Here is a 25,383-nt window from a genome sequence, read left to right as displayed (position 1 = left end):
CTCGGACACCAAACTGGACGCACCATGACCTCGAACACTCCCGCAAACTGGCTTCCCGGCGATGTCGGGCAGGCGCTGCTCGTTGGCCGCGTGTGGCGCAAGGCAGGCGAGCATGAAGGCCCCTCCATCGTGCTCGTGCGCAACGGCGAAGTCATCGATATCACGGGCAGCGCGCCGACCACCGCGGATCTGTTCGACCGCGAGGACCTCGCGCAATTTGCGCGCACGGTGAGCGGCGAATCGCTCGGCCCGGTGGAGCAACTGATCGAAGCGAATCTGCCCGGCGGCGGGGAGCCCGCGCTGCGTCTGCTCGCGCCTAATGATGTTCAGGCCATCAAGGCCTGCGGCGTGACGTTCGCGGTGAGCCTGATCGAGCGCGTGATCGAGGAGCAGGCGGGCGGCGATCCCGCGAAAGCGCAGGAAGTGCGCGCAACCATCGCGGCCACGATCGGCACCGATCTCTCGAAGATCAAGCCGGGCTCGGAAGACGCGATGAAGCTCAAGGCGGAACTCGAGCGGCGCGGGGCGTGGTCCCAGTACATGGAAGTGGGCATCGGGCCCGACGCGGAAGTGTTTTCGAAGTCGCAGCCCATGTCGGCGGTGGGCTTTGGCGCGGCTGTCGGCTTGCTGGCCGCTTCGGTCTGGAACAACCCCGAGCCGGAAATCGTGCTGGCCGTGAGCAGCCGCGGCGAGATCGTCGGCGCGACGCTCGGCAACGACGTCAACCTGCGCGACATCGAAGGCCGCTCGGCGCTGCTGCTCGGCAAGTGCAAGGACAATAACGCCTCGTGCGCGATCGGGCCGTTCGTGCGCCTGTTCGACGAGTCGTTCAGCCTCGACACGGTGCGCAAGACGAGCGTCGCATTGCGCGTGGAAGGCACGGACGATGACTTCGTACTGGAAGGCATCAGCCACATGAGCGAAATCAGCCGCGACCCGGCCGATCTCGTGGCGCAGACGTGGGGCCCGCATCACCAGTATCCCGACGGCTTCATGCTCTTTCTCGGCACCATGTTCTCGCCGATCAAGGATCGCGACTCGCAAGGCGGAGGCTTTACGCACCACCTGGGCGACAAGGTCACCATCTCCGCGCCGGAACTCGGCGCGCTGGTCAACACCGTGCAATTGAGCACGGAACTCGCGCCGTGGACCTTCGGCGTACGCGCGCTCTATCGCAATCTGGCTGCGCGCGGATTGCTGTGAGCCACTGAATCGGGAAACGCGACATGAACCAGTTCGACAATTACATCGGCGGCCAGTGGGTGCGCGGCGCCACGGCATCCACCAACATCAATCCCTCCAATCTCGACGACGCGATCGGCGAGTTCGCGCAGGCAGACGACGCGCAGACGCGCGACGCCATCGCCGCCGCGCGCAAGGCCTTTGCGCAGTGGTCGCTCTCCACGCCGCAGCAACGCTTCGATTTGCTCGACCAGGTGGGCAGCGTCATTCTCGCGCGCAAGGCCGAGTTGGGCCGCCTGCTCGCGCGCGAAGAGGGCAAGACGCTGCCCGAGGCCATCGGCGAGGTGGGCCGCGCCGCTCAGATCTTCAAGTTTTTTGCAGGCGAGGCGCTGCGCCTTGGCGGCGAGATCGTGCCTTCGGTGCGGCCCGGCATGACCGTCGAGGTGACGCGCGAGCCGATCGGGGTGATCGGGCTCATTACGCCCTGGAACTTTCCGATCGCCATTCCCGCCTGGAAGATCGCGCCCGCGCTGGCCTATGGCAACACGGTCGTCATCAAGCCCGCCGACCTCGTGCCGGCCAGCACGTGGGAACTCGTGAAGATCATTGCGGAAGCGGGCGCGCCGGCCGGCGTCATCAACCTCGTGATGGGGCGCGGCTCGATGGTGGGCGAGGCGATCGTCAGCTCTGCCGATGTCGATGCCGTGAGTTTCACGGGTTCGGTCGCGACGGGCCGCGCGATCGGTGCGAAGTGCTTTGCAACGGGCAAGAAGTTCCAGCTGGAGATGGGCGGCAAGAATCCCATGGTGGTGCTCGACGACGCCAATCTCGACGTCGCCGTGGAAGCCAGCATCAACGGCGCCTTCTTCTCGACGGGGCAGCGCTGCACGGCGTCGAGCCGCCTCATCGTGACAGAAGGCATTCACGACCGTTTCATCGAAGCGATGAAGACCCGCATGAAAGCGCTGAAGACGGGCGACGCGCTGGCGGACGGCACGCATATCGGGCCGGTGGTGGACGACAAGCAGCTTCAGCAGGACGAGCGCTACATTGCGATTGCGCGTGAAGAGGGCGGCGAGGTGTACGGCGGCGAGCGCGTGGAAGGCGCCACGCGCGGCTATTTCCTTGCCCCCGCGCTGATCACCGGCACGACTGCGCAAATGCGCATCAACCGCGAAGAAGTGTTCGGCCCGGTGGCCTCGGTCATCAAGGTGAAGGACTATCACGAGGCGCTCGCCGTGGCGAACGACACGGAGTTCGGGTTGTCGGCCGGTATCTGCACGACTTCGCTCAGTTATGCCAACCACTTCCGCCGTCACGTTCAGGCCGGCATGGTCATGGTGAACACCGCAACGGCGGGCGTGGATTATCACGTTCCGTTCGGCGGCCGCAAGGGTTCGAGCTACGGCCCGCGCGAGCAAGGCAGCTATGCCCGCGAGTTCTACACCACGGTCAAGACGGCGTACGTCAATCCGGGCGCAGTGTGAAGCCGCGCGGGCGGCGTACCGAAGACGCCGGCCGCGCCGGTTTTCAGATCATTCCGTGCACCACGGAGTGGGCGAGCCTCAGCAGATCGTCGAATTGCGTGACCAGTTCGAAACACACGAGAAACGTGAATGCGGCAGCCGCCCCGGGAAAGCGCACCATCAGGCGCAGAGCGGGCTCGGCGGTCCGCTTCCTGACTGCATCGCGCGTCATCAGCCAGGTGATCACCACGCCGATGGCGCCGCCCGCGATCAAATCCGTGGGGTAGTGATAGCCCAGATACGCACGCGGCAAGCAGATGATTAGCACAACATATAACATCACCAGCGCGCCGACCACACGCCATACCAGCAAGATCCCCATTGCAATCGCCACCCACAGCATGGCGTGATCGCTCGGAAACGAACTGAAGTCGGTTAGCCCGGCCGCCCGCAGCGACGACGAAGCGAAATGCAGATGCAGATCGGGATTGAAAAGCGGCCGTTGCCGGAACGGCAGAAAACGCGCGAGGAGGCGTCCCACTGCGAGCGCGATCAGGCCGCTGGCCACCGTGGCGATCATCATCTCGCGCCGCCACTCGCGCCGCTCGCTCGGCTGGAACCAGATCCACCAGATGAGCGGGATGAGGAAATATCCCTTGAACGTATAGAGTCCCACCATCACCCGGATCGCGTGATTGAGCAGTGGCGGCAGATCGACTTGGGTGAGGGCTCCCAGAATGACGGTATCGAAGCTGTTCATTTATTGTGGGCCATTCCGCTGGTCCTGTTTACGAATGAGAAAGGCGGCCGGAAACGGAGGTCTCCGGCCGCCTTGGGACCCGATGTTCCAGGCGCTAACAATCGTAAGTTTCAACTCAGCGCGCATAGGTAAAGAATCGAAAGCAAGTGTAAATAGCGCTTGCTCCCGCCCTCACTGCGCCGCAGCGGCAGGCATCGTCTTTTGCGCCGCGCCTGCCGGCCTGCTGTTACGCCCCGTCACACATCGTTTCGTTTCCAAACGAACTGTGCCGGAGAACGTGTCCGTTATCCGGCATGACCCCACATCATTTCGGGCAATTTGCCCGGTTTCATCGCCTAGTCGGGCAGCAGAGAGCCGCTGCGCAGCGGCGTGGCGCCTGCGACCCACGCGACTTCCATCCCAGCCGTGGCGAAGCGCGTGCGTTGGCGTGCGTACAGCATGCCGGTCACGGAGCTCGTGATCGTGACGACGCGATCGGTCAGCGGATCGACCACATCGGCAATCGGCTGGCCCGGTTCGACTCTCACGCCAACCGGCGTGCGGAACACCAGCACGCCGGAGGCCGGCGCGATGAGCGCTTCGGTGCCCGCGAACGGCGTGGCCGCGTATTCGAGCGCAGGCAGCGGCGCGGGCGTGCCTTCGATCACACCACGATGCGTGAGGTAGTTGATGATCGCGTTCGCGTCGCGTTCGGCGAAGTCGTAGCTCACGTCTGCCTGGCCGCGCAGCTCGATCGTCACGGAAACCGCGCCGTTGGGAATCGGAAAGCGGTCGCCGTAGCGCTCGCGCAGCGCGGACCAGCAGAAGCTGTGAATTTCGTCGAAAGGGTTGCCGTCCGAATTGAGCGCGAAGAGCGAGGCTTTCGCTTCGAGATAGCGCGCGAGCGGCTCGACATCGGCCCACAGGTCGGGGTTCGTGTAGAGATGCATTGCGCCTTCGAAGTCGCAATGCAGGTCGAGCACGACATCGGCGTCATACGAAAGGCGCTGAAGCGCTAGACGCTGCGAGCCGAGTTCGGTGGTGGGCGCCTGTTCGTCAAGCGCCTCTCGCATCGCAGCGCGCACGGCGGCCACGTTCTGCTGCGCGTCGCCGCTCAGTCGAGGGCCGACACGCGGGAGCACGAGTTCGGCGAGATCGTGGAAGTGGCGGTTGAAGTTGGCCGCGGTGCCGCTTTCAAAACGGCCGAGCAGCTGACCGAGCAGGCGTTGATTGAGGCCGATGGGATTGGGCACGGGCACGACGACGACCTCGCCGCGCAGCTTGCCTGCGGCTTCGAGCGCGGCAAGGCGTTGGCGCAGCGCCCAGGCGACCAGCATGCCCGGCAGTTCGTCGGCATGCAGCGACGACTGGATATAGATCTTCTGTGCGCCGGTGGGGCCGTAGTGGAAGCTCGTGAGGTGCCGCGCGGTGCCGAGCGCCGGCGAGATGAGCGGATGGGTCTGGATCTGCATGATGGTGTGAGTGCGGGGAGAGGTTCCAGCGGCGAAAAGGGCAAAAGGCGCGGGAGTGCCCGCGCCTTTGTCGCTAATATCGTGCTCCGGTCAGGCTCAGGAACCGTACACGTCGAACGCAAAGTAGCGCGATTCGATCTTCTTGTACGTCCCGTCCTTGAGCATGTCCGCGAGCGCCTTGTCGATCTTCACCTTCAGGTCGGCGTCGTCCTTGCGCAAGCCGATGGCGGCGCCGTTGCCGAGGATGCCGCTGGGATCGCTCAGTTCGCCGTTCGTGAACGCGAAGCCTGCGCCGCGCGGAGTCTTCAGGAAGCTCAGGTCGGCCTGCACGGCGTCTTGCAGCGCGGCGTCGAGGCGGCCCGAGAGCAGGTCCGCATAGACCTGGTCCTGATCCTGGTAAGGCACGATCTTCACACCGTTCGGTGCCCAATTGGCTTTTGCGTAGGCTTCCTGGGTCGTTCCCTGCTCGACGCCGACCGTCTTGCCCTTCAACGAATCGGCCGTGGGCTGGAGGCTCGAGCCCTTCTTCGCGACGAGACGGCTAGGCGTGTGGAAGACCTTCGACGAGAATGCGATTTGCGCTTCGCGCTGCGGCGTCATCGACATCGAGGAGAGCACGGCGTCGAACTTCTTCGCCTTGAGCGCCGGAATCATGCCGTCGAATTCGCTTTCGACCCAAACGCACTTCGCGTTGATGCGCTTGCAGATTTCGTTGCCGACGTCGATGTCGAAGCCGACCAGCTTGCCGTCCGTGCTCTTCGATTCGAACGGCGGATAACTTGCATCCACGCCAAAGCGGACCGTGGTCCAGTCCTTCGCACAGACGGAGGTGGCGACGGCGAGCATCGCGATGCACAGGGCAAACTTCTTCATTGACGTGGAGTCTCCAGTATCTTTTTCGACGCCGCCACGACGGATGGCGGCATGGTCAACAGCGGGCTGTCACGTCAGCCGTGTTGTATAGACAAGATAACGGCTCTCACATAATGAGACAACTAGGGTTTTTGCTGGCGAAGGTGTAAACGCGCTGACATGTGAGGGTTGCACACGGAAAGGTGGGGCAGGAGGCAGGTGGAGTGCGCGTTGTAAGTACTTATTGGCTAGACAACTTTGAGGGGCTAGCCGAACAGGACGGTTGTCGCGGGGAGGGGCGCGGGACTTGCACTTGAAGGGAGGCAGGCGCGCGCATGAGGTTGCGCGCGCAACGATATAAGTGGCGGGCGCCGGTCAATCGTCGTCGCCGTGGTGATGTTCCCAGCCGCGATGACGGCCGTGGTCGTGCCCGTGGTGTTCGTCTTCGTCGTGGTCGTAGCGGTAGTAGCCGTAAGCGGGGGCCGGCTCGTAGACCGCAGCGGGCGGCGCTGCATAAACGACGGGCGGCGGCGCCTCGTACACGGGCTCGGGCGCGGCATAGACCGGACCGGGAACGCCGAGATAGACGCCGATATCGGCATGGGCGGATGCCGCTGTGCTGACACACGTCCCTGCGAGTCCTGCGAGGAGATAAAACGTCAGGCGATTCATGATGATCTCTATTCCAGTCAACGGACGCGGTTGCGATGGAAGCGGATTCTAGTCGCTGAGCTTACGAACGGGATGCGCAGATTTGTCAATCGTGTAACCGCTGGTAAAGCTGCGCGAAAAATGTCGGGCTTAAGGTTCCCATAAGGGAATCGCGCGGCCCTCAATTGCCGTTTGCGTGCGGCCGCAGCTTTAGGGTCATTACACGTTTGTGCCGTTGCCATTACCCTATAGAGGTTGTTCGCGCCCGAGACAGGTTGCCCATGCGTGCCGACGATCGAATTTCTACGCAAGCCTGCATGCCCGAATTCCGGAAACAGGGCGATGTCTGCTCGTTCGGGAACGATGCCGTTGCATTGCGCTGGGCACTCGCGGATGAACACCTCACTCACTGCTCACTCGTCGATTGCGCTGGGGCACGCGTACTGCCCATCGTCGCGCCGTTTGCGGTGACTTTCGCGGACGGCACCACACTCGGCCCGGCCGGCATGCGCGTGCTTGCACCGTTACGGGAAGACGCGCTCGCGGCCAACCCCCACGCATCGCGCCTGGCCGAACGCGTCGCGGGCCGGCGCGTGAGCGTCACACTGGGCGACGCCCAGGGACGCCTCGCGATGCAATGGAGCGTAGAGCAGCGCGACGGCGCGCGATATCTGCGCATGCTGCTGAACGTGACGGCCCTGCGCCAGGCCGAAGCCATTGCCGTCGTTTCATTGCTGCAGGCGCGCGTTGTCGGCGCGCAGACCGGCAGCGAACGCAAGGGCACGCCGGTCGTCGCGGGCAACTTCTACCTGGGCTTCGAGTTGCCGCTCGCAACCAGCCACTTGGAAGCGGATAGCGTCGGATTTACGCTGCAACGCACGTTGCCGCTGCAAAAGAACCGGACGCTGACTTACTCCGCCGTGGCAGGCGTGGCTCGCGACGGTCAGGTGCGGCGCGATTTCGCCACCTGCCTCGAGCAGGAGCGCGCCCGCCCATATCGTCCGTGTCTGCACTACAACAGCTGGTGGGATATCGGTTACCTCACCCCTTATACGCAGGACCAGGCGCTGGAGCGTATCGAAACGATCGGCCGCGAATTGCATACTGCGCGCGGCGTGCAGATCGATTCGTTTCTGTTCGACGATGGCTGGGACGACCTTGGCGGCGGCTGGCATTTCAGCCAGGCGTTTGCTCATGGCTTCGTGCCGCTGCGCGAGGCGGCGGCACGCTATGGCGGCGCGCCCGGCGTCTGGCTGTCTCCCTGGGGCGGCTATTGCGCGCCGAAGGACGAACGCATCACGCATGGCCGCGCCGCGGGCTACGAAGTCATCGACAATGGCTTCGCGTTATCGGGGCCGCGCTATTACGAGCGCTTTCACGAAGTCGTGATGAGCCTGCTCGCGAAAGACGGGGTGAACCAGTTCAAGTTCGACGGGACCGGCAACGCGGAACGTGTATTTCCCGGCAGCCTTTTCGATAGCGACTGGGACGCGGCGATCCAGCTGATCGGCGACATTCGCGCGGCGAAGCCGGAAACCTTCATCAATCTCTCGACCGGCACGCAGCCCTCGCCGTTCTGGCTGCGCTACGCCGACGCGATCTGGCGCGGCGGCAGCGACGACGGTCAGGCAGGCAGCGGCACGAGCCGCGAGCGCTGGATCACGTATCGCGACGCGCAGACGTACCGCAACGTGGTGCTGTGCAGCCCGCTCTTTCCGCTCAATTCCCTGATGCTGCACGGCATTGTCCTGGCGCAGTGCAACGCACGCCTGAATACGCCGGCAGGCGATGCATTCGCGCACGAGGTGCGGTCCTTCTTCGCGAGCGGTACGCAATTGCAGGAGCTGTACATCACGCCTTCGCTGCTGGGCGAAGACGACTGGAACGCACTCGCGCAAGCGGCTCGATGGGCGCGCGCGAACGTCGACGTGTTGCGCGACAGCCACTGGATCGGCGGCGCGCCCGACGAAGCGGCCATCTACGGCTGGGCCGCGTGGGCGCCGCACAAGGCAATCGTGACGCTGCGCAATCCGCACGATCAGACGCAGCGCTTTGCGCTGGCGCTGCGGCATCAGCTGGAACTGCCGGCTGCGGCAGCGGGACGATTTCATGCGCGGGGTCTCTGGCATGCAGGCACGACCGGCATTCCCGCAATACTGGACGCGGACGTGGCGTGCGAAATCCGGCTCGCGCCATTCGAAGTGCTCACGCTGGAACTGCTGCCGACCGATGGAGGCTAATACAACGCATTCGCCAGATGCACCGGCTTCGTTTCGGTCTGGTGCAGGTCGAAGATCAGCACCTCGTTCTCGCCCTGCGTAAGCCACGGCGCGGGGCAATACAAGCGCTGTTGCGGGCCGATACTCCAGTAGCGCCCGAGATTGTGCCCATTGACCCAGACCACGCCCTTGGTCCAGTTGCCCATATCGAGCCAGGTGTCGCCGATTTCATCCAGAACCAGGCGCGCCTTGAAAAAGAGTCCAGGTTTCAGCGGATTCGTGCAGCGTGCCTGCAACCCGGCGATGTACGCCTCATCCATCGGCAGCAAAAAGACTTCCCATTCCTCGAGCGATGAAGCGGGCCCGTCGGCGTATTGCATTTTCACGGGCGCTAGCAGTCCTTTGCGGTCGACGATCGCCGGCCCGAAGTTGACGCGCCCCATGGCCTCTACCAGAATTTCCAGCGCGCCTGGCGCGCCGGCCACGGTGGTGGGCAACGCGAGCGGCGCGCGATGTGTCACACGTAACTGTTGCGCATAGCCGTGCGCAATACGCGCGCGCGAGACGCCGCCCGCGTAGCGCTCGCCGACAAAAACCGCCGCATAGTCATGAACGCCGCTGATATCCAGCGCGCCAACCGGTTGCTCACGCAACGTTTTCCGATACAGCATGAAGCCGGATGTCTGGCCGTAGTGCTCGAACGGCCGCGGATCGACGCTCGACAAGGGCGCGGGCAGGTTGTCCCAGATCGAGGTGTAGAGCGTTGGCGTCAGGGTGTGGCCCGCGACTGTGGCGACGGCGTCGGGCATGTCCGGCAAAGGCTCGGCGAGATAGCGGGCGATGATGTCGCGATACTTCAGGTATTTCGCCGTGGCCGCCCCTTGCTCGTCGATCGGCGCGCCATAGTCGTAGCTCGTGATATCGGGTCGATAGTTGCCCGAGTCGTCCACATTCGCGCCGGCATAAAAGCCAAAGCTCGTGCCGCCGTGAATGACATAGAGGTTGAACGACAAATGCGCCTGCATGAATGCCGTCAGGATGGCGGAAAGATCGTAATGGAGTCCAGCGAATTCAGGCTCGCCCCAATGCGTCAGCCAGCCCGGGTAGACCTCGCCCGCCAGCGCGGGCACGGCAGGAAACGCGCGCCGCACCGAGGCGATTTGCGCCGCGTTGCCGTTGCTCAACGCGATGGCGCCACCCGTCACCGTAGTGCGATTGCGTTCGAGTTGCGCGAGACCGTCCTCGGTGTAGAAGGGCCCCGTTATGCCGCCCCGCAGCCAAAGCTGCCTGAGTTCTTCGAGGTAAGCGGGATTGCTTGCGTACGAACCGAATTCATTCTCTATCTGGATCATCAGGATCGGCCCGCCTGCATCGATCATCAACGGCTTGATGCGCGGAACGAGTTCGCCGATGTAGCGCGTAACCGCGGCCATGTAACGGGCATCGGTGGCCGAGTCGGTGCGCAGCTGGATGTCCGGTTCGCTCAGCAAGTAAGCGGGAAGGCCTCCCAGGTCCCACTCGGCGCAAACATAGGGGCCCGGGCGCAGCAGCACCCAAAGCGCTTCTTGCTGACACAGGCGGATGAAGGCTTCGATATCGCGGTTGCCGCTTTCGAAGTCGAACACGCCCGGGCGTGTCTCGTGGTAGTTCCACATGATGTACAACGCGATGCAGTTCATGCCCATCGCCTTGGCCATGCAGATGCGATGCAGCCAGTACTCGCGCGGTATGCGCGCGGGATGCAACTCGCCGCTGCGGATCTGCAAGGGCTCGCCGTCGAGCAGGAAGTGCTCGCCGTTGGGGCTGAACGAGAAGGTGTGGCTGCGTTCGAGGTTCACAGTGCATTCGCGCCCTTGTATTTGCACACTCACGCACTATACTTCCACGGCTGATAGTAGAACGCTTAATTTCGCTTAAGCCTATAATTCGGCAAGAATACGCGCAAGTCAGATATGCCGAGCTATGTAACCGTATTGACGCAGTTACATTCGAATATGAAAAAGCGTTCTATTTTTCCGATTGCCAGTTCAACGCTTCTCATCGCGGCGGGAATTTTCTGCATCGTCTTGTCGCTCTCGACAAGGTCCTTGATTGGCACGCTTTTCATCGCAAGGATGCTGCTGTTCTGCGGCTTCGTGCATGCCTTGAGTCTCTTCACGACGAAAGACTGGAAACTCGCAGTCAGGCGCATTCCGCCAGTCATCGTGCCCATACTCATCGGCATTCTCATTCTGGTCAATGACAGCGCACGGGCGCGTGGGCTTACCGTGATGCTGATGATTTTCTTCGTGCTCGACGGCTTCTTCAAGATCATTGCGTCGGTCGGGCAGGACGTGAAGGTCAACAATATCGGCATCGTCAGCGCGGCGCTCTCGTTCCTGCTCGCCATTTTTCTGGCCGCCAATTTCCCGAGCGTGCCGTTACCCTTGCTCGGATTGTTCCTCGGGCTGGATCTCATTTCCATGGCCGTGGTGCCGTTTGCCGGCCGGGAGCGCAGGCGCGGCCTGATCTGACCTGACGAAAGCGCAGTCAGCGGCCGCGTCACGTCCGAGCATCACGTTTCGCGCGCACATGGTGTCGCCATCGATGCCCGTATCAGCCTGCAGTTGCCGTTTTACACACGCAAAACCGACGGAGGCGATTCATGATCTTCGCAAATGGCTTTACGTTTTCGAACTTTATTATCGATGCGTTTTCGATATTCATGTTCATTCTGTGGTTCTGGCTGTTCATCACGATCACGAGTGACCTGTTCCGTCGAACCGATATATCGGGATTCATGAAGATCATCTGGGTGATCTTTCTGATTGTTTTGCCCTATATCGGCATATTCGCCTATGTCCTCACGCAGGGCAGAGACATGGCGCATCGCAACCAGGAGCGGGCACAGAAGGCGCGCGAAGAACTACGCCACATCGTGGGCTACAGTGTTGCGGACGAAATCGAGAAGCTCGACAAGCTGAGAACGACAGGCTCGATTACCGACGACGAGTACAAGCGCCTGCGCGCGCGGCTCGTCGATTGAGAAGGGCGGCAGGCATGGCAACCATCCATGCCTGAATCATGCAGCAATCGCGCGGGCTACGGCAACGTAGCCCGTCTCGTGATCTCAGTCATTCAGTACCCGGGACGATCTTCGAGATCTTCCAGTTGCTTCTCGTCACCAGCACGTAGTCGCCGTTCACGCCAAGCCATTGCTGGCCGCGCTTCGGTGCGTCCAGGTTATGCGACTTCCAGTCGTTCATCTGATAGTTGTAATGCCGGTACTTCGAGGGAACCTGTTGGCCCTCATGCCAGTCGCGATGCGGCATGGTCGGCATGACCTGCTGGCGACCTGTCCCCTGGCTTTGATCTCCACCGGATGTGCCTTGCGCAATTGCGGAAGAGGAGACACCGACGAGGAGCGCAGCGATGACTGAGAGGACGAGTTGGCTTTTCATGATTCGATCTCCTGAGGCAAGAAGATGATTGACGTCGCCATGACTTATGGCTTCTTCGGTTATAGAACATCCCGAAAGCCGTGATATCCAGCTGTGCGAACGTGCCCTTAAAAGCGTATGGGCAATGGCTGGAAAACGAAAGAATCAAGCGGTGTGAATAAGGGTGTGAAGCGTCTATCCATAGTAGTAAACGGAATTCCGACTTCAAGAAATTTACGAGTGGTTGATTTTGTGGCAGTTTTGCGTAAATCCCGTGAATGCATGAAAGCGCTGGTTGTTAGATAACGATTGAAACGTTATGCGCTTTTCACGCGTTTCTGCGCTTGCGGACTGCGCACATCGGGGGCCGTAAATCGCAGTTTGAGTGAACATCGCAATGATCCGGTCGAGTACTGCGCAATGAGCCGTTCCGGGCGCGCGCGTACCGTCTCTATTTTTCGGTGGAGCCTCGCGTGCCAAACTGCGAACCCAGACGCTGTAGACCGTGGCTGATCGGCATTGCGGCAATGTTGCTGCTGGCGGGCAATGGATGCCGCGACCGGCAAGCCCAGGGCGGCGCAGCGCCACCGCCGCCGAGCGTGCTGGTCGAAACGGTTGCGGCGCAATCCATTCCCCGCGAGATCGAACTGCCGGGGCGTATCGAAGCGATCCGCTCGGCGGAGGTGCGCGCCCGCGTGGACGGGATCGTCGAGCGGCGGCTCTTCGAGGAAGGCACCGACGTGCGCGCCGGCGCGCCGCTCTTTCTCATCGATTCGCGCGACTACGAGGCCGCATTGCAGCAGGCCCAGGCGGCGCTGAACCGGGCCCGGGCCGTGCAGGGCAATGCGGCCTCCGAGGTCGCGCGCTTCAAGCCGCTGGTGGCGCGCCAGGTCGTGAGCGCCCAGGAATTCGAGGCCGCGACGGCCGCCCTGCAGCAGGCCGACGCGAACGTTGCGGACGCACGCGCCGCGGTGACGCTCGCACAGCTTCGACTCGATCGATGCACGGTTCGCGCGCCGATCGCGGGCCGTGTGGGGCGCGCGCTCGTCACCGAAGGCGCGCTGGTCAGTGCGGCCGGCGCGACCTTGCTCACGCAGGTCAATCAGCTCTCGCCCGTGAACGCCGTATTCACGCAATCGAATATTTCGTTGCTGGAAGTACGCAAACAGATCGCCTCAGGCACGCTCGCGGCGCCGGCCTCGGACCGCGCACAAGTGTGGCTCACGCTCGCGAACGGCGACGACTATAGCGAGCCGGGCGTGCTCGACTTCACCGATCTCGTCGTCGATCCTTCCACCGGGACGCAGGTGCTGCGCGCGCGCTTCAACAATGCGTCGCGCATCTTGTTGCCGGGGCAGTTCGTGCGCGGGCGGGTTGTAATCGGCACGATACCGAACGGCCTGGTCGTCCCCGCGCGCGCGGTGCAGTTCGACAACAACGGGGCGAACCTCTCGCTCGTTGCCGACGACGGCACCGTCGTGCGGCGCAATGTCGTGCTCGGCCCGCAGGAAGCGGGGCAATGGGTCGTGAAGGATGGGCTGGAGCCGGGTGAGCGCGTCATCGTCGACGGCTGGCAACGGGTGCAGCCGGGGCAGCGCGTGGACGCCCATCCCTTCGCCGCGCCGGGCCACTCCTGAGCGGCCCGCCTCATGAACCGATTCTTCGTTTACCGGCCAGTCTTCGCGTGGGTCGTTGCGCTCTTCGTCACGCTCTTTGGCGCCCTCGCGCTCATGCTGCTGCCGGTCGAGCAGTACCCCGACGTCGCGCCGCCCTCGCTCACGATATCGGCCGTCTACAGCGGCGCCGATGCGAACACGCTGGACCGCACGGTCACGTCGATCATCGAAGACGAAATGAACGGCGTCGAGAATTTCCTCTACATGTCGTCCCAGAGCCGCTCGAACGGCACGGCGCAGATCACGGTCACGCTCAGGCCCGGCACGAATCTCGACGTTGCGCTCTCGCAGGTCCAGGACCGCTTGAGCCGCGTCGAGCCGCGCCTGCCGCTGGAGGTGAGGCAGGTCGGCGTGAGCGTCACGAAAGCGTCGTCGGGCTTTTTGATGCTCGTTGCGCTGCAGTCCGCCGATGGTTCGATCCCGGCCGTCGAGCTGGGCAACTTTGCCGCCAATAACATCGTCAACGAATTGCGCCGCATTCCCGGCGTCGGCGACGCACAGCTGTTCGGTTCGTCGTATGCGATGCGGATCTGGATCGATCCGGAAAAACTCAGCAGCTTCGGCATTTCGGCTAACGAAGTGATGACTGCCATCCAGGAGCAGAACAGCCAGACTGCGGGTGGCAGCCTCGGCGACCAGCCCATTGCGCCGGGCGCCGAACTCAATGCGCAGATCGTCATGCGCGGCCGCTTTTCGACGCCCGAGCAGTTCCGCGAGGTGATCGTGCGTTCGAACCCGGATGGCTCGACGGTGCGCGTGGGCGACGTCGCTCGCGTGGAGCTTGGCAACGACAGCTATGGCTTTCGCTTTCGCGTGAACGGCAAGGAGTCCGCCGGGATCGCCATCCAACTCGCGAGCGGCGCGAACGCGCTGGCCGTGGCGAGCGCCGTTCGGCAGCGTCTCACGCAATTGCAGCCGACTTTCCCGAAGGGCGTGGCGTGGGTCGTGCCGTTCGATACGACGCCGTTCATCACGACCTCGCTGAGCGGCGTGCTGCGCACGATGGTCGAGGCATTGCTGCTCGTCACGGTCATCGTGTTTCTCTTTCTCCAGAAATGGCGCGCGACGCTCATTCCCACGCTGGTCGTCCCGATCGCGCTGATCGGCACGTGCGTCGGCATTTTTTTGTTCGGGCTCTCCATTAATCTGCTTTCGCTGTTCGCCATGGTCGTGGCGATCGGCATTCTCAACGACGACGCGATCGTGGTGGTGGAAAGCGTCGAGCGCGTGATCCAGGAAGAGGGCTTGAGTTCGCGGCGGGCGACCGTCAAGGCCGTCGGGCAGATTGCGGGTGCCGCCATTGCGAGCACACTCGTGCTGATTGCGGTGTTCGTCCCCATGGCGTTCTTTCCGGGCTCGACGGGCGCGATTTATCGCCAGTTCTCGGTCACGCTCACCGTCTCGATCTTTCTCTCGACCCTGCTCGCGCTGACGCTGGGCGTGGCCATGTCGGCAACGCTGCTGGGCAGCAGGACGAAGAGCGGTGACGGCACCGGCAAGGCCGCCGCCACGCACTGGCCGGCCCGCATGCAGCGGCGCGTGTTCGATGGATTCAACCGCGGCATGGAGAGCGCCACCGAGCGCTACGTGCTGGCCGTGCAGGCCATGCTGCGCAAGCCGGTGCGTTGGCTCCTCGTATTCGTCGTGGTGTGCGCGGCGACCGGGTTCCTCTTCACCCAGTTGCCGCGCGGCTTCATTCCGGGCGAGGACCAGGGGCACATTTTCGTCGCATATACGGCGGCACCCGGCGCGACGGCACAGCGCACGCAACAGGTCGTCGATCAGGTCGAGGCCTATCTGAGGCAGCAGCCGCAAGTGCGCAATATCGCGTCGGTCACGGGATTCAGTTTCTTCGGCCAGGGGCAGTCGGCGGCGATGTCGTTCGTCGACCTGAAGCCGTGGTCGGAGCGGCCGGGCGCGGCCAATTCGGCGGGGGCGCTGGTTGCGCGCGCGAACGCGGCGTTCCGCAATATTCCTCAAGCGCTCGTCTTCGCGCTCGATCCGCCGGCCATTCCCGCGCTCGGCAATGCGAGCGGCTTCACGATGAAGATACTCGACCGCAGCGGCGTGGGCGGCGCGGCGCTGCAGCAGGCGAGCGCGCGCATGCTGGCGGAGGCCGCGGGCAGCCCCTTGCTGGTGGGCGTGCGCCCCGACGGCTTGCCGCCCGCGCCGCAGCTCTACGTCGATATCGACCGCGTGAAGGCGCGCGCGCTGGGGCTGCAGATCGGTCAGGTGAACAGCGCGCTCGCGCTCGCATTCGGTTCGAACTACGTGAACGATTTCGTCTACGAGGGGAATGTGCTGCGCGTGCTCATGCAGGCCGACGCCGATCAGCGCATGCGGCCCGAGGATATCGGCGCGCTGCGGCTGCGCAACAACGTGGGCGAGATGGTGCCGTTCTCGGCGTTCACGAGCGTGCACTGGAGCGCGGGGCCGCAGCAGGTCGAACGCTACAACGGCTTTCCCTCGGCCACGATCTCGGGGCAGGCGGCGCCGGGCCGTTCGAGCGGCGCGGCGCTCGCTGAGATGGAGCGCATTGCGGACCACGTTCTTTCCGGCAACCTGACCTACGAATGGACCGGCACGGCGTTCGAGGAACAGCAGGCGGCCGGGCAAATCGGTGCGCTGCTGCTGCTTTCCCTCGTCGTGGTGTTTCTGCTGCTCGCCGCGCTCTACGAGAGCTGGGCGATTCCCATTGCCGTCCTGCTCATCATTCCGCTGGGCGTGCTGGGCGCGGTTCTCTTCACCATGGCGCGGCGTTTTTCCGCCGACATCTACTTCAACATCGGCCTCGTGACCATCATCGGCCTCGCGGCGAAAAACGCCATTCTGATCGTGGAATTCGCGATCAAGGAGGAGGCCGCGGGCAGCGATACGGTGAGCGCGGCCGTGAACGGCGCGCGCCAGCGCTTGCGGCCGATCCTGATGACGAGCGTGACCTTCGTGCTCGGCATGCTGCCGCTCGTGCTCGCCACGGGCGCGGGCGCGGCAGGCAGGCAGGCGGTGGGCACGGGCATCATGGGCAGCATGCTCACGGCCACGCTGTTCGGCATCTTCTTTACGCCCGTGTTCTATGTGGTGGCGCGCCGATGGTTGAGCCGCAAACGCTCGCACGACGATGACGAGGAAGACGCGCGGCCCGCGGGAGCGCACGATGTTTAAGACTGCCAGGTGGATGGCGATCGCGGGGTGCCTGACGCTCGCGGCGTGCAACTTCGCGCCGCGCTACCAGCCGCCCGAATTGCCGATTGCGGGCACCTACGAGAGTGCGGATATCGCGGCGCCGGGCGGCGAGCGTCTCGCTTCGGAACTAGCGTGGGAGACGTTCTTTCGCGACCCGGCGCTCAAGCAGCTGATCGCCATGGCGCTGGCGCATAACCGCGATCTGGCGGCATCGGTCGCGCGCATCGAGCAGGCTCAGGCGCTCTATCGCGTGCAGCGCTCCGCGCGGTTTCCGCAAGTGGCCGTGGGCGCGGACGCAACCCGCACCAAAACCCCGCTCAACACCATCGAGCCCGAGCTGCCCAACAACAACACGTCGATTCACTTCAACCAGTACAGCGTGCAGGTGGCCGTCACGTCGTTCGAACTCGACTTCTGGGGGCGCGTGGCCAACCTGAGCGAGTCGGCGCGGCGCAACTATCTGGCGACAATGGAGGCCAACGAAGCGTTCCGTCTTTCGCTCATCAGCAACGTGGCGGCGACCTACTACGCGATCCTCTCGGGCAACGAGGGCATCGACCTCGCGCAGCACACGCTGGAAACGCGCCAGTATGCGCTGGAGGTCGCGCGGCTGCGCCTCGAAGCGGGCGCGACCTCGCTCGTGGACTACGAGCAGGCGCGCATTCTCGTCACGCAGGCGCAGACGCAGCTTGCCGAGCTGCAAAGAACGACGGGCCAGCAGCGCGATCAGTTGGCTGTCCTGATCGGCGGTCCGCTGCCGGACGCCGCGGACATGACGCAGCGCCACGTGCTGGCCGATGCCGACCAGTTCGGCGCGCTCGACGCGGGTCTGCCTTCTTCGTTGCTCGCGCTGCGCCCCGATATTCGCTCGGCCGAGCAGTCGCTGCTTGCCGCCGACGCCGATATTGGCGCCGCGCGCGCCGACTATTTCCCGCGTATTTCGCTCACGGGCAATTTCGGCTATGTGTCGCCGGAGTTGAGCGACCTCTTCGTGCCTGGCAAGCAGGCATGGCTCATCTCCGGGTTCGTCACGTTGCCGATCTTCGACGCGGGGCGCCGCAGCGCGCAAGTGCGCCTGTCCGAAGCGCGTCAAACGGAACTCGTGGCGAACTACCAGAAGACCGTTCAGGTGGCGTTCCGCGAAGTCTCCGACGCGCTGATCGCGCGCCAGCGCCTGCAGGAGCAAATCGCGGCACAGGAGCGCGCGGTGGCCTCCGAGTCGCGCCTGGCCGAAGCGGCGGAACTGCGCTACGAGAACGGCATTTCCATCTATCTGGAAGTGGTCGATGCGAAGCGCAGCCTGTTCGCGGCACAACAGCAACTGATCCAGCTACGCGCGGCGGCGCTGCAAAACGGCGCGTCGCTCTATGTGGCGCTGGGAGGCGGGCAGGACGCGCCCGGGCCCGATCACGCGAGCGAGGCGTCTAACAGCGTTGCCAATCCCTAGCCGCGCGGGTCAGGCGCCGCACATCGCGACCCGGTTGCGGCCGCGCGCCTTCGCGTCGTACAGCGCCTGATCCGCCGCCTTGATGATCTGCGTGACATCGACATCCTGGTCCGGCGACCAGCTTGCGGAGCCAATGCTCGCCGTGACGCGCCCGTACTCGCTGCCCGCATGCTCGATCGCGAGTTCGCTGATCGCATTGCGGATCTTCTCCGCAATCGCGCAGGCGCCTTCCAGCAGCGTATCGGGCAGCACGACGACGAACTCTTCGCCGCCATAGCGGGCGGCGGTGTCCGCGGGCCGGCGGATGTTTTCGCCGATGCAGCGCGCCACGGCGGCGAGCGCGTCGTCGCCGGCCTGATGGCCGTACTGGTCGTTGTAGGCCTTGAACCGGTCGATATCGACGAACAGCAGCGAGAACACGCTGCGCGCGCGCCTGGCGCGCCGCCACTCCTGTTCGAGGATTTCGCCGAGCGTGCGGCGGTTGTTCAGACCCGTGAGGCTGTCGGTGCGCGCGAGCAACTGCAGTTCGGACTCGGCGCGCATTCTGCGCCGCAACTGCGTGGCGAGCACGAACGAGAGGCCGACGAAGCCGATGGCGAAAGTGCCCATGAGCGTACCGATGGTCAGCGCGCGCCGCCGCCACGCGGCGTAGATATCGGGTTCGGCTTCCGCCACCATGATGATGAGCGGCTGGCGCGGGAAATTGCGGAAAAAATACATCCGGCGTACGCCGTCTATCGACGACGTGTCCGAGAAACTGCCTTCGCTGGCAGTCAGAAAGCGGCGGAACGTACTCGCGTTGCGGATGTTGCGCCCCACCACGGCCGGATCGTAGGGCTGGCGCATGATCATCATGCCGTCCTGCTCGATGAGCGAAATCGCCCCATGCCGGCCGAGCGAGAGCCCGGCGAACAGCTGGTGAAAATACTCGAGGTTAATGGCGATCATGACGATGCCGGCGAACGACCCGTCGGGGTGCGAAAGCCGGCGGCTCAGCGCGATGCTGGGCGAGCCGTTGCGCAGGCGCGAACGATAGGGTGCACTGACGTAGAGGCCGGCATGGGGATTGTCGCGCTGAACCTCAAAGTAGTCGCGGTCGGCGAAATTGGCCTTGAGCGGCGTGCCGGTGGCCGAATTCATGACGACGTTGCCCGCTTCGTCGAGCACGAGCATCGAACCCAGATATTCCGCGGTAATGGCGTGGTCGAACAGCAGCTCGCTGCGCAGATTCGCGGGCAACGCCATGACGTCGGGCCGGCCGATGCCGTCGACCACGGCTTGCAGCGAAAGTGCGTAGAGCTCGAAGTTGCGCTCGATGTCGCGTTCGGCGACGAGCGCGACGTTTCGCGAATTCTCTTTAGCGCGCTCCAGGGCGTCGTGGCGGCTCTCGTAGAGCACCGTCGCGCAGAGCGACGCCATGATGAAGGCGACCGTCAGGCTGCCATAGAAAATGGCGCGCGGCCCCGTGAGCCATCTGAGCAGGTTACCGTTGGTGAACGCTGGGCGCATGGCTCGCTTCCAGGTAGGACTGCGCGCTCGCTGCTTCCACAGGGCGCGAGAACCAGTAACCCTGCGCCTCGTTGCAGCCGTTCTCGATCAGGAATTCCAGTTGCCGCAGCGTTTCCACGCCCTCCGCCACCACCCGCATGCCGAGCGTATGGCCGAGGGCGAGCACGGCCTTTACGATGACCTCGTCCGCGCGCGAGTGGCCAATGCCCCTTACGAACGACATGTCGAGCTTGAGACGATCGGGCATGAAGCTGCGAATGTACCCGAGGCTCGAATAGCCCGAGCCGAAGTCGTCGATGGCGACCGAAAGCCCCATTTCGCGAATGGCGCGCAGCGTGGCGAGCGAACGGGGCGCCATGAGCACGCCTTCGGTGATTTCCAGCTCGATATTGCGCGGGCTCACGCCGGTGCGCGCGAGCGTATCCGCCATCATGGCGGGCAAATCCGCGCGCACGAACTGGACAGGCGAAACGTTGACCGAAACGACGATGTCCGGGTGTTGGCGCGCCCACTCGCGGGCCTGGCGGCAGGCCTCCTCGAACACGAATTCGCCGATCTGCACGATCAGGCCGTTTTCCTCGGCGAGCGGCACGAACAGCGCCGGGCTCACCTGGCCGCGCTCCGCGTCGTGCCAGCGAACGAGCGCCTCGAAACCCATCGTCTCGCCCGTCCTCGGGTTGACTCTCGGCTGCCACGCAACGGCAAACGCGCGCGACGCCGCGGCCAGCCGCAACGCCTGCGCAAGGCTCGCCCGCTCCAGGTTCTGCTTGGCGATGGCCATGTCGAACACCTGCATGCTCCCGGGCCCCACCGACTTGGCGCGGTACATGGCGGAGTCGGCGTACTTGAGCAGCGAGTCCGGATCGCTCGAATGATCGGGGAACACGGCGAGGCCGACACAGGCGAGCGGCACGATGACCTTGTTGCCGATCAGCAGCCCATGTGTCAAGGATTCCTGCATGCTTGCCGCGGCGGCGGCGAAGTGATCGACGCCGCCACGACCATACAGCACGGCGACGAACTCGTCGCCCGCATATCGGGACACCAACTCGCCCTGGGCGATATGGGTGGACAGGCGGCGCGCCACTTCGCACAGCACCTCGTCGCCCGCGGTATGGCCGAGCGAGTCGTTGACCTCCTTGAAGTTGTCGAGGTCGATGAACACCAGCGCGAACTTCTGCTGCGCATCGAGCGCCGTCCCGACCAGTTCGCGCAAACGCGCCTTGAGGCCGAGCCGGTTCGGCAGATGCGTGAGCGAGTCCTCGTTCACCTGCAGGCGCAACTGCTCCTGATAGCGGATGCGCTCGGAAACGTCGTTGAACACAGTCACGCAGTGTGTGGGGCGATTGCGCTCGTCGAGCACCGGGGCGACATGCAGCTCGATCCAGTAGGGCGAACCATCGGGCCGGCAGCATTTGAGCAGGCCCTCGCCTTCTCGCTCCGATTGCATGGCACTGCGAACGATGTTGGCATCGACGGAAGATTTATCGCAATCGAGCATGTCCCAATGCCCGGCGCCATTCGCCGTAGCCACGGCGCGGCCGGTGATGCGCTCGAACGCAGCGTTGGCGTACGTGATGATGCTGTCGCCGTCGACCTTTTGCGAAATGATCACGGCGTTTCTCGAAGCCTCCAGCGCGCGGCTGCGAACGCGCAAATGCTCTTTCGCCTGTTCGTGCGCCGTGACGTCGTGCGCGGTGATGAAACACGCATCCTGGCCCGCATAGTCCAGCAGATGCCAGGCGATATCGACGTGGATCACTTCTCCGTTGATGCGCACATGCCGGCGCACGCCGCCTGCGCCGCTTTGCGCGCCGGAATTGACGTAGCCGTGCAGGTCGCGGCGGAACGCGCCGGTTTCGGCCCGCGGGCGAAGCTGCTCGACCGACATGCCCCTGAGCTGCTGCAGGCTCGCGCCGTATTGGCGCTGGGCCGCGGCATTGGCGGTGAGGATTGCATAGGAACGCACATCGAAAATGAGCATCGCGACCGGATGCTGCTCGAAGTACTCGCGAAAGCGCCGCTCGGCCTCGAGCGCGACGATCTTCGCGGCGCTGCGGGAAAGCGCCGCGCGGTGGCTCGTAAACAACGTGAAGAGCAGCAGCAGCGCGCCGGCTGTCGCCGTGCCGATGAGCGAGATTTTTTGCCGCGCGAGCTGCGCCTGCGCGCCGAACTGCACGACCTTGATCTGCTCGCGCTGCTCGGAGCGCAGCTCGGTGAGCAGCGACATGATGGAGCTGAGCGTTTCGTTCGCGTGCTGCATCAGGGCAGGCTCGAGCTTTGCGCCCGCGTCTGCGAGCGCGATATTGCGCGCGGCCGCGTCGAGCTGCTCGGGCCAGACGGCGCTCAACCGCCGCAACTCGTGAATCGTGCGCTCATTGCGCGGTGCGCCGGCAAAGTCGTGCTCGAGCCGGTCATAAGTGCCGGCCACGACTGCGGCTCGCTTGATCGGCCACGCACGCGACGTGTAGCCTGCCGTGCCCACGCCTTTGAGGAAGTCGGTATTCGCCGCGATATGCAGCGTGAGCAGGGCTTCGAGTTCCGACGTGATGTTCAGTTCCTGACGCAGCCGCGAGTCTGCCGTGCCACGCGACAGGTTCGCGCTCAGTATCGCGCCGATTGCCACGCATACGATCAGCGCCACGGCTAGCGCTGCGGCAACGCCCTTGCTGGGCGCGCGGGACGGTGCCTGTGGAGGGGTTCCGGTTATTTCAGCTACGTTCATCGCCACGCAACGCGATTCGGCACATCGCCACTCGTGCCGCGTTGCTCGGCCGGAGTGGGCAGGTTACGGGTGAAGGCACCGGCGGGCGGAGGGGCCATGGTGTTCCAGGCATGCAGACGGCGAAGGCACGGCAAGTCCGTGATCGGTCGCTACTGTCTGAATAACGGGTATTCGGCGTGCCGCTTTGATTGGTGTTTTTACCTAGGTGCCTGGATGCTGGCGCCACGCGCAGGGCAGGCATCCGGAACGCATTCGATGCCCGTGCTTCAATATGCTCATGGCGTGAAGGGACCGCCCGCGGTCCGCCGTTTTCGCCTCTCGCTTCTGCTCCTCGTTTTTCGCCCTGTTACTCGTTCAAGGGACTCCCATGAAGAAACTCGTCAACGACCCGTCGTTAGTGGTGCGCGAAATGCTCGAGGGCATTGTGCGCACGGCGCCCCATGTCGCCGTGCTCGGCGACGAAAACGTGCTCGTTCGCAACCCGCTGCCCAGCCCGCCCGAGCGCCCCGTCGCCGTGATTTCGGGTGGCGGCAGCGGCCACGAGCCCGCGCATGGCGGTTATGTCGGACAAGGCATGCTCACCGCCGCCGTGTGCGGCGAGGTGTTCACGTCGCCCTCCACCGACGCCGTGCTGGCCGCGATTCGCGCGAGCGCGGGTCCGAACGGCGCGCTGCTCATCGTGAAGAACTACACGGGGGACCGGCTCAATTTCGGTCTCGCGGCCGAACTGGCGCGAGCCGAGGGCATTCCGGTCGAAATCGTCATCGTGGCCGACGACGTGTCGCTGCGCGGGCATACGGAGCGCAATCAGCGGCGCGGCATTGCCGGGACGGTGCTAGTGCACAAGATCGCGGGCGCGGCGGCGGCGCGCGGCGACGCGCTGGGCCTCGTGGCCGCGATTGCGCGCGGCGTGGCCGGGAATCTCGGCACGATGGGCGTGGCGCTCGACGGCTGCACGCTGCCCGGCGCGGAGCAAGCCGGCTTTCGCCTCGCCGACGACGAGATCGAACTCGGCATGGGCATCCACGGCGAGAAAGGCGTGGAGCGCACGGTGCCGATGGCGGCGGGCGAATTGACGGAAACGCTGCTCGCCAACATCGTCGACGACCTGGCGTTGAAAGGCGGCGAGCGCGTGGCGCTGCTCGTGAACGGGCTGGGCGCCACGCCCGCGATGGAACTGGCGATCATCATGCGCGATGCATTCGAGAGCCTGAATCGCCGTCATGTGACGGTCGAGCGGGCGTGGACCGGCACGTTTCTTTCGGCGCTGAACATGCCGGGCTGTTCGATCTCCGTGCTCCGGCTCGACGACGCGAAGCTGACGCTGCTCGACGCCGCCACCGAAGCGCGCGCGTGGCCCGGGGTCGGCACGGTGAACCGGCAGATCCGCATCGAGCCGGCGTTTTCAGCGGCCGATGCGCGCGCCGAGGCGGGCGCGACGCCTGCGGACGCGGCGAGCGTCGCGTGGGCGCAGCGTCTGAAGCCGGCGCTCGATGCCGTTGCGCACGCATTGATCGAGAACGAGGCGCTGTTCACGGACCTCGATTCCCGAGCCGGAGACGGCGATCTGGGCGCAAGCATGCAGCGCGCCGCACAGGCCATGCTCGCCGTGCCGCAAGGCGCGCTCGGCTCGCCGGGCAGCGCGCTCGCCGCACTCAGCACGGCATTGCGCCGCGCGATAGCGGGCAGTTCCGGGCCGTTCTACGCAACAGCGCTGCTGCGCGCCTCGCGCACGCTTGGCGAGCAAGCGCAGCCCCATGCGCGGGACTGGGCGGCCGCCATGCGCGGCGCGGCCGAGGCGATCAGCGAACTGGGCGGCGCGAAACCCGGCGACCGCACGATGCTCGATGCGCTCGTGCCCGCCCTCGATGCGCTGGAAAGCGCCCTGAAGTCGGCGCGCCCCGTGGGCGAGGCGTGGGCGCAGGCGGTGAGCGCCGCGGAGTCCGGTGCGAAAAGCACGGCGCAAATGACGCCGCGCGCGGGCCGGGCGAGCTATCTCGGCGCGCGCGCGATCGGGACGCCCGATGGCGGGGCGGTGGTGGTGGCGTGCTGGCTCAAGGCGCTGCAGCCGCATATCGGCGCGTCGTGAGGTGCGGTTGCGGCGAAACGCGTGGCTCAGAGCACTTCGAAAATGCTGTAGACCGGGCCGCCCGGAAAGCGGTGGCCTGTGCCGACGGCCATGACGCGGTTGAGCCACTCATATTTGCCCGCGGGCGCTTCGAAGACGGGATTGGTACGAAAGTAGTAGCTGGCGGGGTCGACCGCTTCGCCACGGTCCAGCCGCTTCAAGACTTCCGGGTCGCCGTGGCGCACGCCGCGATACGACATCAGCAGGTTCGTGCCGTCGTCGGTGCGCAGGAGCAGCCGCACGTCGAGTGTCGTGCTGCCGTCGCCGCGAACGCTCTGCCAGTCGCTGCCGCCATCGAGCACGACGCCCGAGAGGCGTTCGCCCGCGAACGTGCCGGACGGCACGATGCCGACACGGCGCAGCGCGGCTCCGGTCTGGCCGACGATCTCGATCGGCTTGACGTCGAGCCGCATCACGAAGAGCGGACGTGTTTGCACCGCTTGGAGCGCGGGCGGGAGTTCATCGAAACGCGGCGTGGACATGTGGTCACCTTGGGGGCCGTTCATGTTGATGGCGGGCTTGCGGACGTCGTCGAATACCGCTTCTTCAGCGGCGGGAAATCGGCGGGCCGCATCAGTGTATGCGAGCGGCCTGCGGTCGAGCATGGCGGTCTGCACGGGGCCGGGCGCGACGGCATTCACGCGCACACCGAACGGCGCCGCTTCGAGCGCGGCGGATTTCGTCAGGCCTTCCACGGCCTGCTTATGACCCGCCT

At 64.6% G+C, this 25,383-nt stretch carries 18 protein-coding genes and 1 pseudogene; 9 read left to right on the top strand and 10 right to left on the bottom strand.

What is annotated here, in order from left to right; translation table 11 throughout:
- Window positions 1-24: 24 nt before the first annotated feature.
- Both M3A49_RS21615 and M3A49_RS21610 read left to right on the top strand, forming a co-directional pair.
- Complete coding sequence (locus M3A49_RS21615) at window positions 25-1,203, top strand: fumarylacetoacetate hydrolase family protein (protein WP_266230755.1); 1,179 nt, start codon at window positions 25-27, stop codon at window positions 1,201-1,203.
- A 23-nt stretch (window positions 1,204-1,226) separates the two neighbouring features.
- Window positions 1,227-2,669 (top strand): aldehyde dehydrogenase family protein, encoded by a 1,443-nt coding sequence (locus M3A49_RS21610; RefSeq protein ID WP_266230754.1) that lies wholly within the window; start codon window positions 1,227-1,229, stop codon window positions 2,667-2,669.
- A 43-nt stretch (window positions 2,670-2,712) separates the two neighbouring features.
- Here M3A49_RS21610 and M3A49_RS21605 read toward each other — a convergent pair whose 3' ends face one another.
- The 4 genes from M3A49_RS21605 to M3A49_RS21590 all read right to left on the bottom strand — a co-directional run bounded on the left by M3A49_RS21605 (window position 2,713) and on the right by M3A49_RS21590 (window position 6,383).
- Window positions 2,713-3,408, bottom strand: a complete 696-nt coding sequence (locus tag M3A49_RS21605; RefSeq protein WP_254356800.1) for a phosphatase PAP2 family protein — start codon at window positions 3,406-3,408, stop codon at window positions 2,713-2,715.
- Between the two features lie 335 nt (window positions 3,409-3,743).
- Window positions 3,744-4,859, bottom strand: a complete 1,116-nt coding sequence (locus M3A49_RS21600) for a succinylglutamate desuccinylase/aspartoacylase family protein (RefSeq protein ID WP_266230753.1) — start codon at window positions 4,857-4,859, stop codon at window positions 3,744-3,746.
- Window positions 4,860-4,955: 96 nt separating this feature from the next.
- Window positions 4,956-5,732 (bottom strand): ABC transporter substrate-binding protein, encoded by a 777-nt coding sequence (locus M3A49_RS21595; protein ID WP_254356798.1) that lies wholly within the window; start codon window positions 5,730-5,732, stop codon window positions 4,956-4,958.
- Between the two features lie 354 nt (window positions 5,733-6,086).
- Window positions 6,087-6,383: a hypothetical protein gene (locus tag M3A49_RS21590; protein ID WP_254356797.1), complete on the bottom strand. Its 297-nt coding sequence runs from the start codon at window positions 6,381-6,383 to the stop codon at window positions 6,087-6,089.
- 296 nt (window positions 6,384-6,679) lie between these two features.
- Here M3A49_RS21590 and M3A49_RS21585 point away from each other — a divergent pair, with 296 nt between their 5' ends.
- Window positions 6,680-8,602, top strand: a complete 1,923-nt coding sequence (locus tag M3A49_RS21585; RefSeq protein ID WP_266230752.1) for an enterotoxin — start codon at window positions 6,680-6,682, stop codon at window positions 8,600-8,602.
- Here the strand turns inward: M3A49_RS21585 and M3A49_RS21580 are convergent.
- Complete coding sequence (locus tag M3A49_RS21580; RefSeq protein ID WP_266230751.1) at window positions 8,599-10,419, bottom strand: beta-galactosidase; 1,821 nt, start codon at window positions 10,417-10,419, stop codon at window positions 8,599-8,601. The two genes, M3A49_RS21585 and M3A49_RS21580, sit on opposite strands and share 4 nt — an antisense overlap.
- A 114-nt stretch (window positions 10,420-10,533) precedes the next feature.
- Between M3A49_RS21580 and M3A49_RS21575 the strand changes: the two genes are divergently transcribed.
- Both M3A49_RS21575 and M3A49_RS21570 read left to right on the top strand, forming a co-directional pair.
- On the top strand, window positions 10,534-11,094 hold the full coding sequence (locus M3A49_RS21575) for a DUF308 domain-containing protein (RefSeq protein ID WP_154677952.1): 561 nt from the start codon (window positions 10,534-10,536) through the stop codon (window positions 11,092-11,094).
- 131 nt (window positions 11,095-11,225) lie between these two features.
- Window positions 11,226-11,606: an SHOCT domain-containing protein gene (locus tag M3A49_RS21570; protein ID WP_254343652.1), complete on the top strand. Its 381-nt coding sequence runs from the start codon at window positions 11,226-11,228 to the stop codon at window positions 11,604-11,606.
- Between the two features lie 88 nt (window positions 11,607-11,694).
- On the opposite strand, the gene M3A49_RS21565 is transcribed toward M3A49_RS21570, so the two are convergent.
- Window positions 11,695-12,021 carry an RcnB family protein gene (locus tag M3A49_RS21565; protein ID WP_028204323.1) on the bottom strand — a complete coding sequence of 109 codons (327 nt, stop codon included), beginning with the start codon at window positions 12,019-12,021 and terminating at the stop codon, window positions 11,695-11,697.
- Window positions 12,022-12,473: 452 nt separating this feature from the next.
- On the opposite strand from M3A49_RS21565, the gene M3A49_RS21560 reads away from it, so the two are divergent.
- From M3A49_RS21560 to M3A49_RS21550, 3 genes are read left to right on the top strand one after another with little or no spacing between them, the layout of a single operon-like run.
- A complete protein-coding gene (locus M3A49_RS21560) occupies window positions 12,474-13,637 on the top strand; it encodes an efflux RND transporter periplasmic adaptor subunit (RefSeq protein WP_245623647.1) in 1,164 nt (387 codons plus the stop codon).
- Between the two features lie 12 nt (window positions 13,638-13,649).
- Window positions 13,650-16,838 carry a multidrug efflux RND transporter permease subunit gene (locus tag M3A49_RS21555; RefSeq protein WP_266230750.1) on the top strand — a complete coding sequence of 1,063 codons (3,189 nt, stop codon included), beginning with the start codon at window positions 13,650-13,652 and terminating at the stop codon, window positions 16,836-16,838.
- Window positions 16,831-18,306 (top strand): efflux transporter outer membrane subunit, encoded by a 1,476-nt coding sequence (locus M3A49_RS21550; protein WP_266230749.1) that lies wholly within the window; start codon window positions 16,831-16,833, stop codon window positions 18,304-18,306. The genes M3A49_RS21555 and M3A49_RS21550 overlap by 8 nt, the downstream gene beginning before the upstream one ends.
- A gap of 9 nt (window positions 18,307-18,315) precedes the next feature.
- On the opposite strand, the gene M3A49_RS21545 is transcribed toward M3A49_RS21550, so the two are convergent.
- Together M3A49_RS21545 and M3A49_RS21540 are read right to left on the bottom strand one after the other, a co-directional pair.
- On the bottom strand, window positions 18,316-19,815 hold the full coding sequence (locus M3A49_RS21545; protein ID WP_266230748.1) for a diguanylate cyclase: 1,500 nt from the start codon (window positions 19,813-19,815) through the stop codon (window positions 18,316-18,318).
- Entirely contained in the window at window positions 19,790-22,459 is a 2,670-nt protein-coding gene (locus M3A49_RS21540) for a putative bifunctional diguanylate cyclase/phosphodiesterase (RefSeq protein ID WP_266230747.1), read from the bottom strand. Before M3A49_RS21540 ends, M3A49_RS21545 begins: the two co-directional genes overlap by 26 nt.
- Before the next feature lie 448 nt (window positions 22,460-22,907).
- Here M3A49_RS21540 and M3A49_RS21535 point away from each other — a divergent pair, with 448 nt between their 5' ends.
- Window positions 22,908-24,629 (top strand): dihydroxyacetone kinase family protein, encoded by a 1,722-nt coding sequence (locus M3A49_RS21535; protein ID WP_266230746.1) that lies wholly within the window; start codon window positions 22,908-22,910, stop codon window positions 24,627-24,629.
- Window positions 24,630-24,655: 26 nt separating this feature from the next.
- Here the strand turns inward: M3A49_RS21535 and M3A49_RS21530 are convergent, their stop codons facing one another.
- A complete protein-coding gene (locus tag M3A49_RS21530; protein ID WP_266230861.1) occupies window positions 24,656-25,150 on the bottom strand; it encodes a DUF3237 domain-containing protein in 495 nt (164 codons plus the stop codon).
- A 111-nt stretch (window positions 25,151-25,261) separates the two neighbouring features.
- A pseudogene (locus M3A49_RS21525) lies at window positions 25,262-25,381 on the bottom strand (SDR family oxidoreductase); the annotation flags it as partial.
- Window positions 25,382-25,383: the final 2 nt, after the last annotated feature.

Source organism: Paraburkholderia sp. CNPSo 3076 (genome assembly GCF_026343935.1).
GTDB lineage: Bacteria > Pseudomonadota > Gammaproteobacteria > Burkholderiales > Burkholderiaceae > Paraburkholderia > Paraburkholderia nodosa.
Note: the sequence above shows the minus strand (reverse complement) of the source record. Positions and strands in the feature narration are given on the sequence as shown.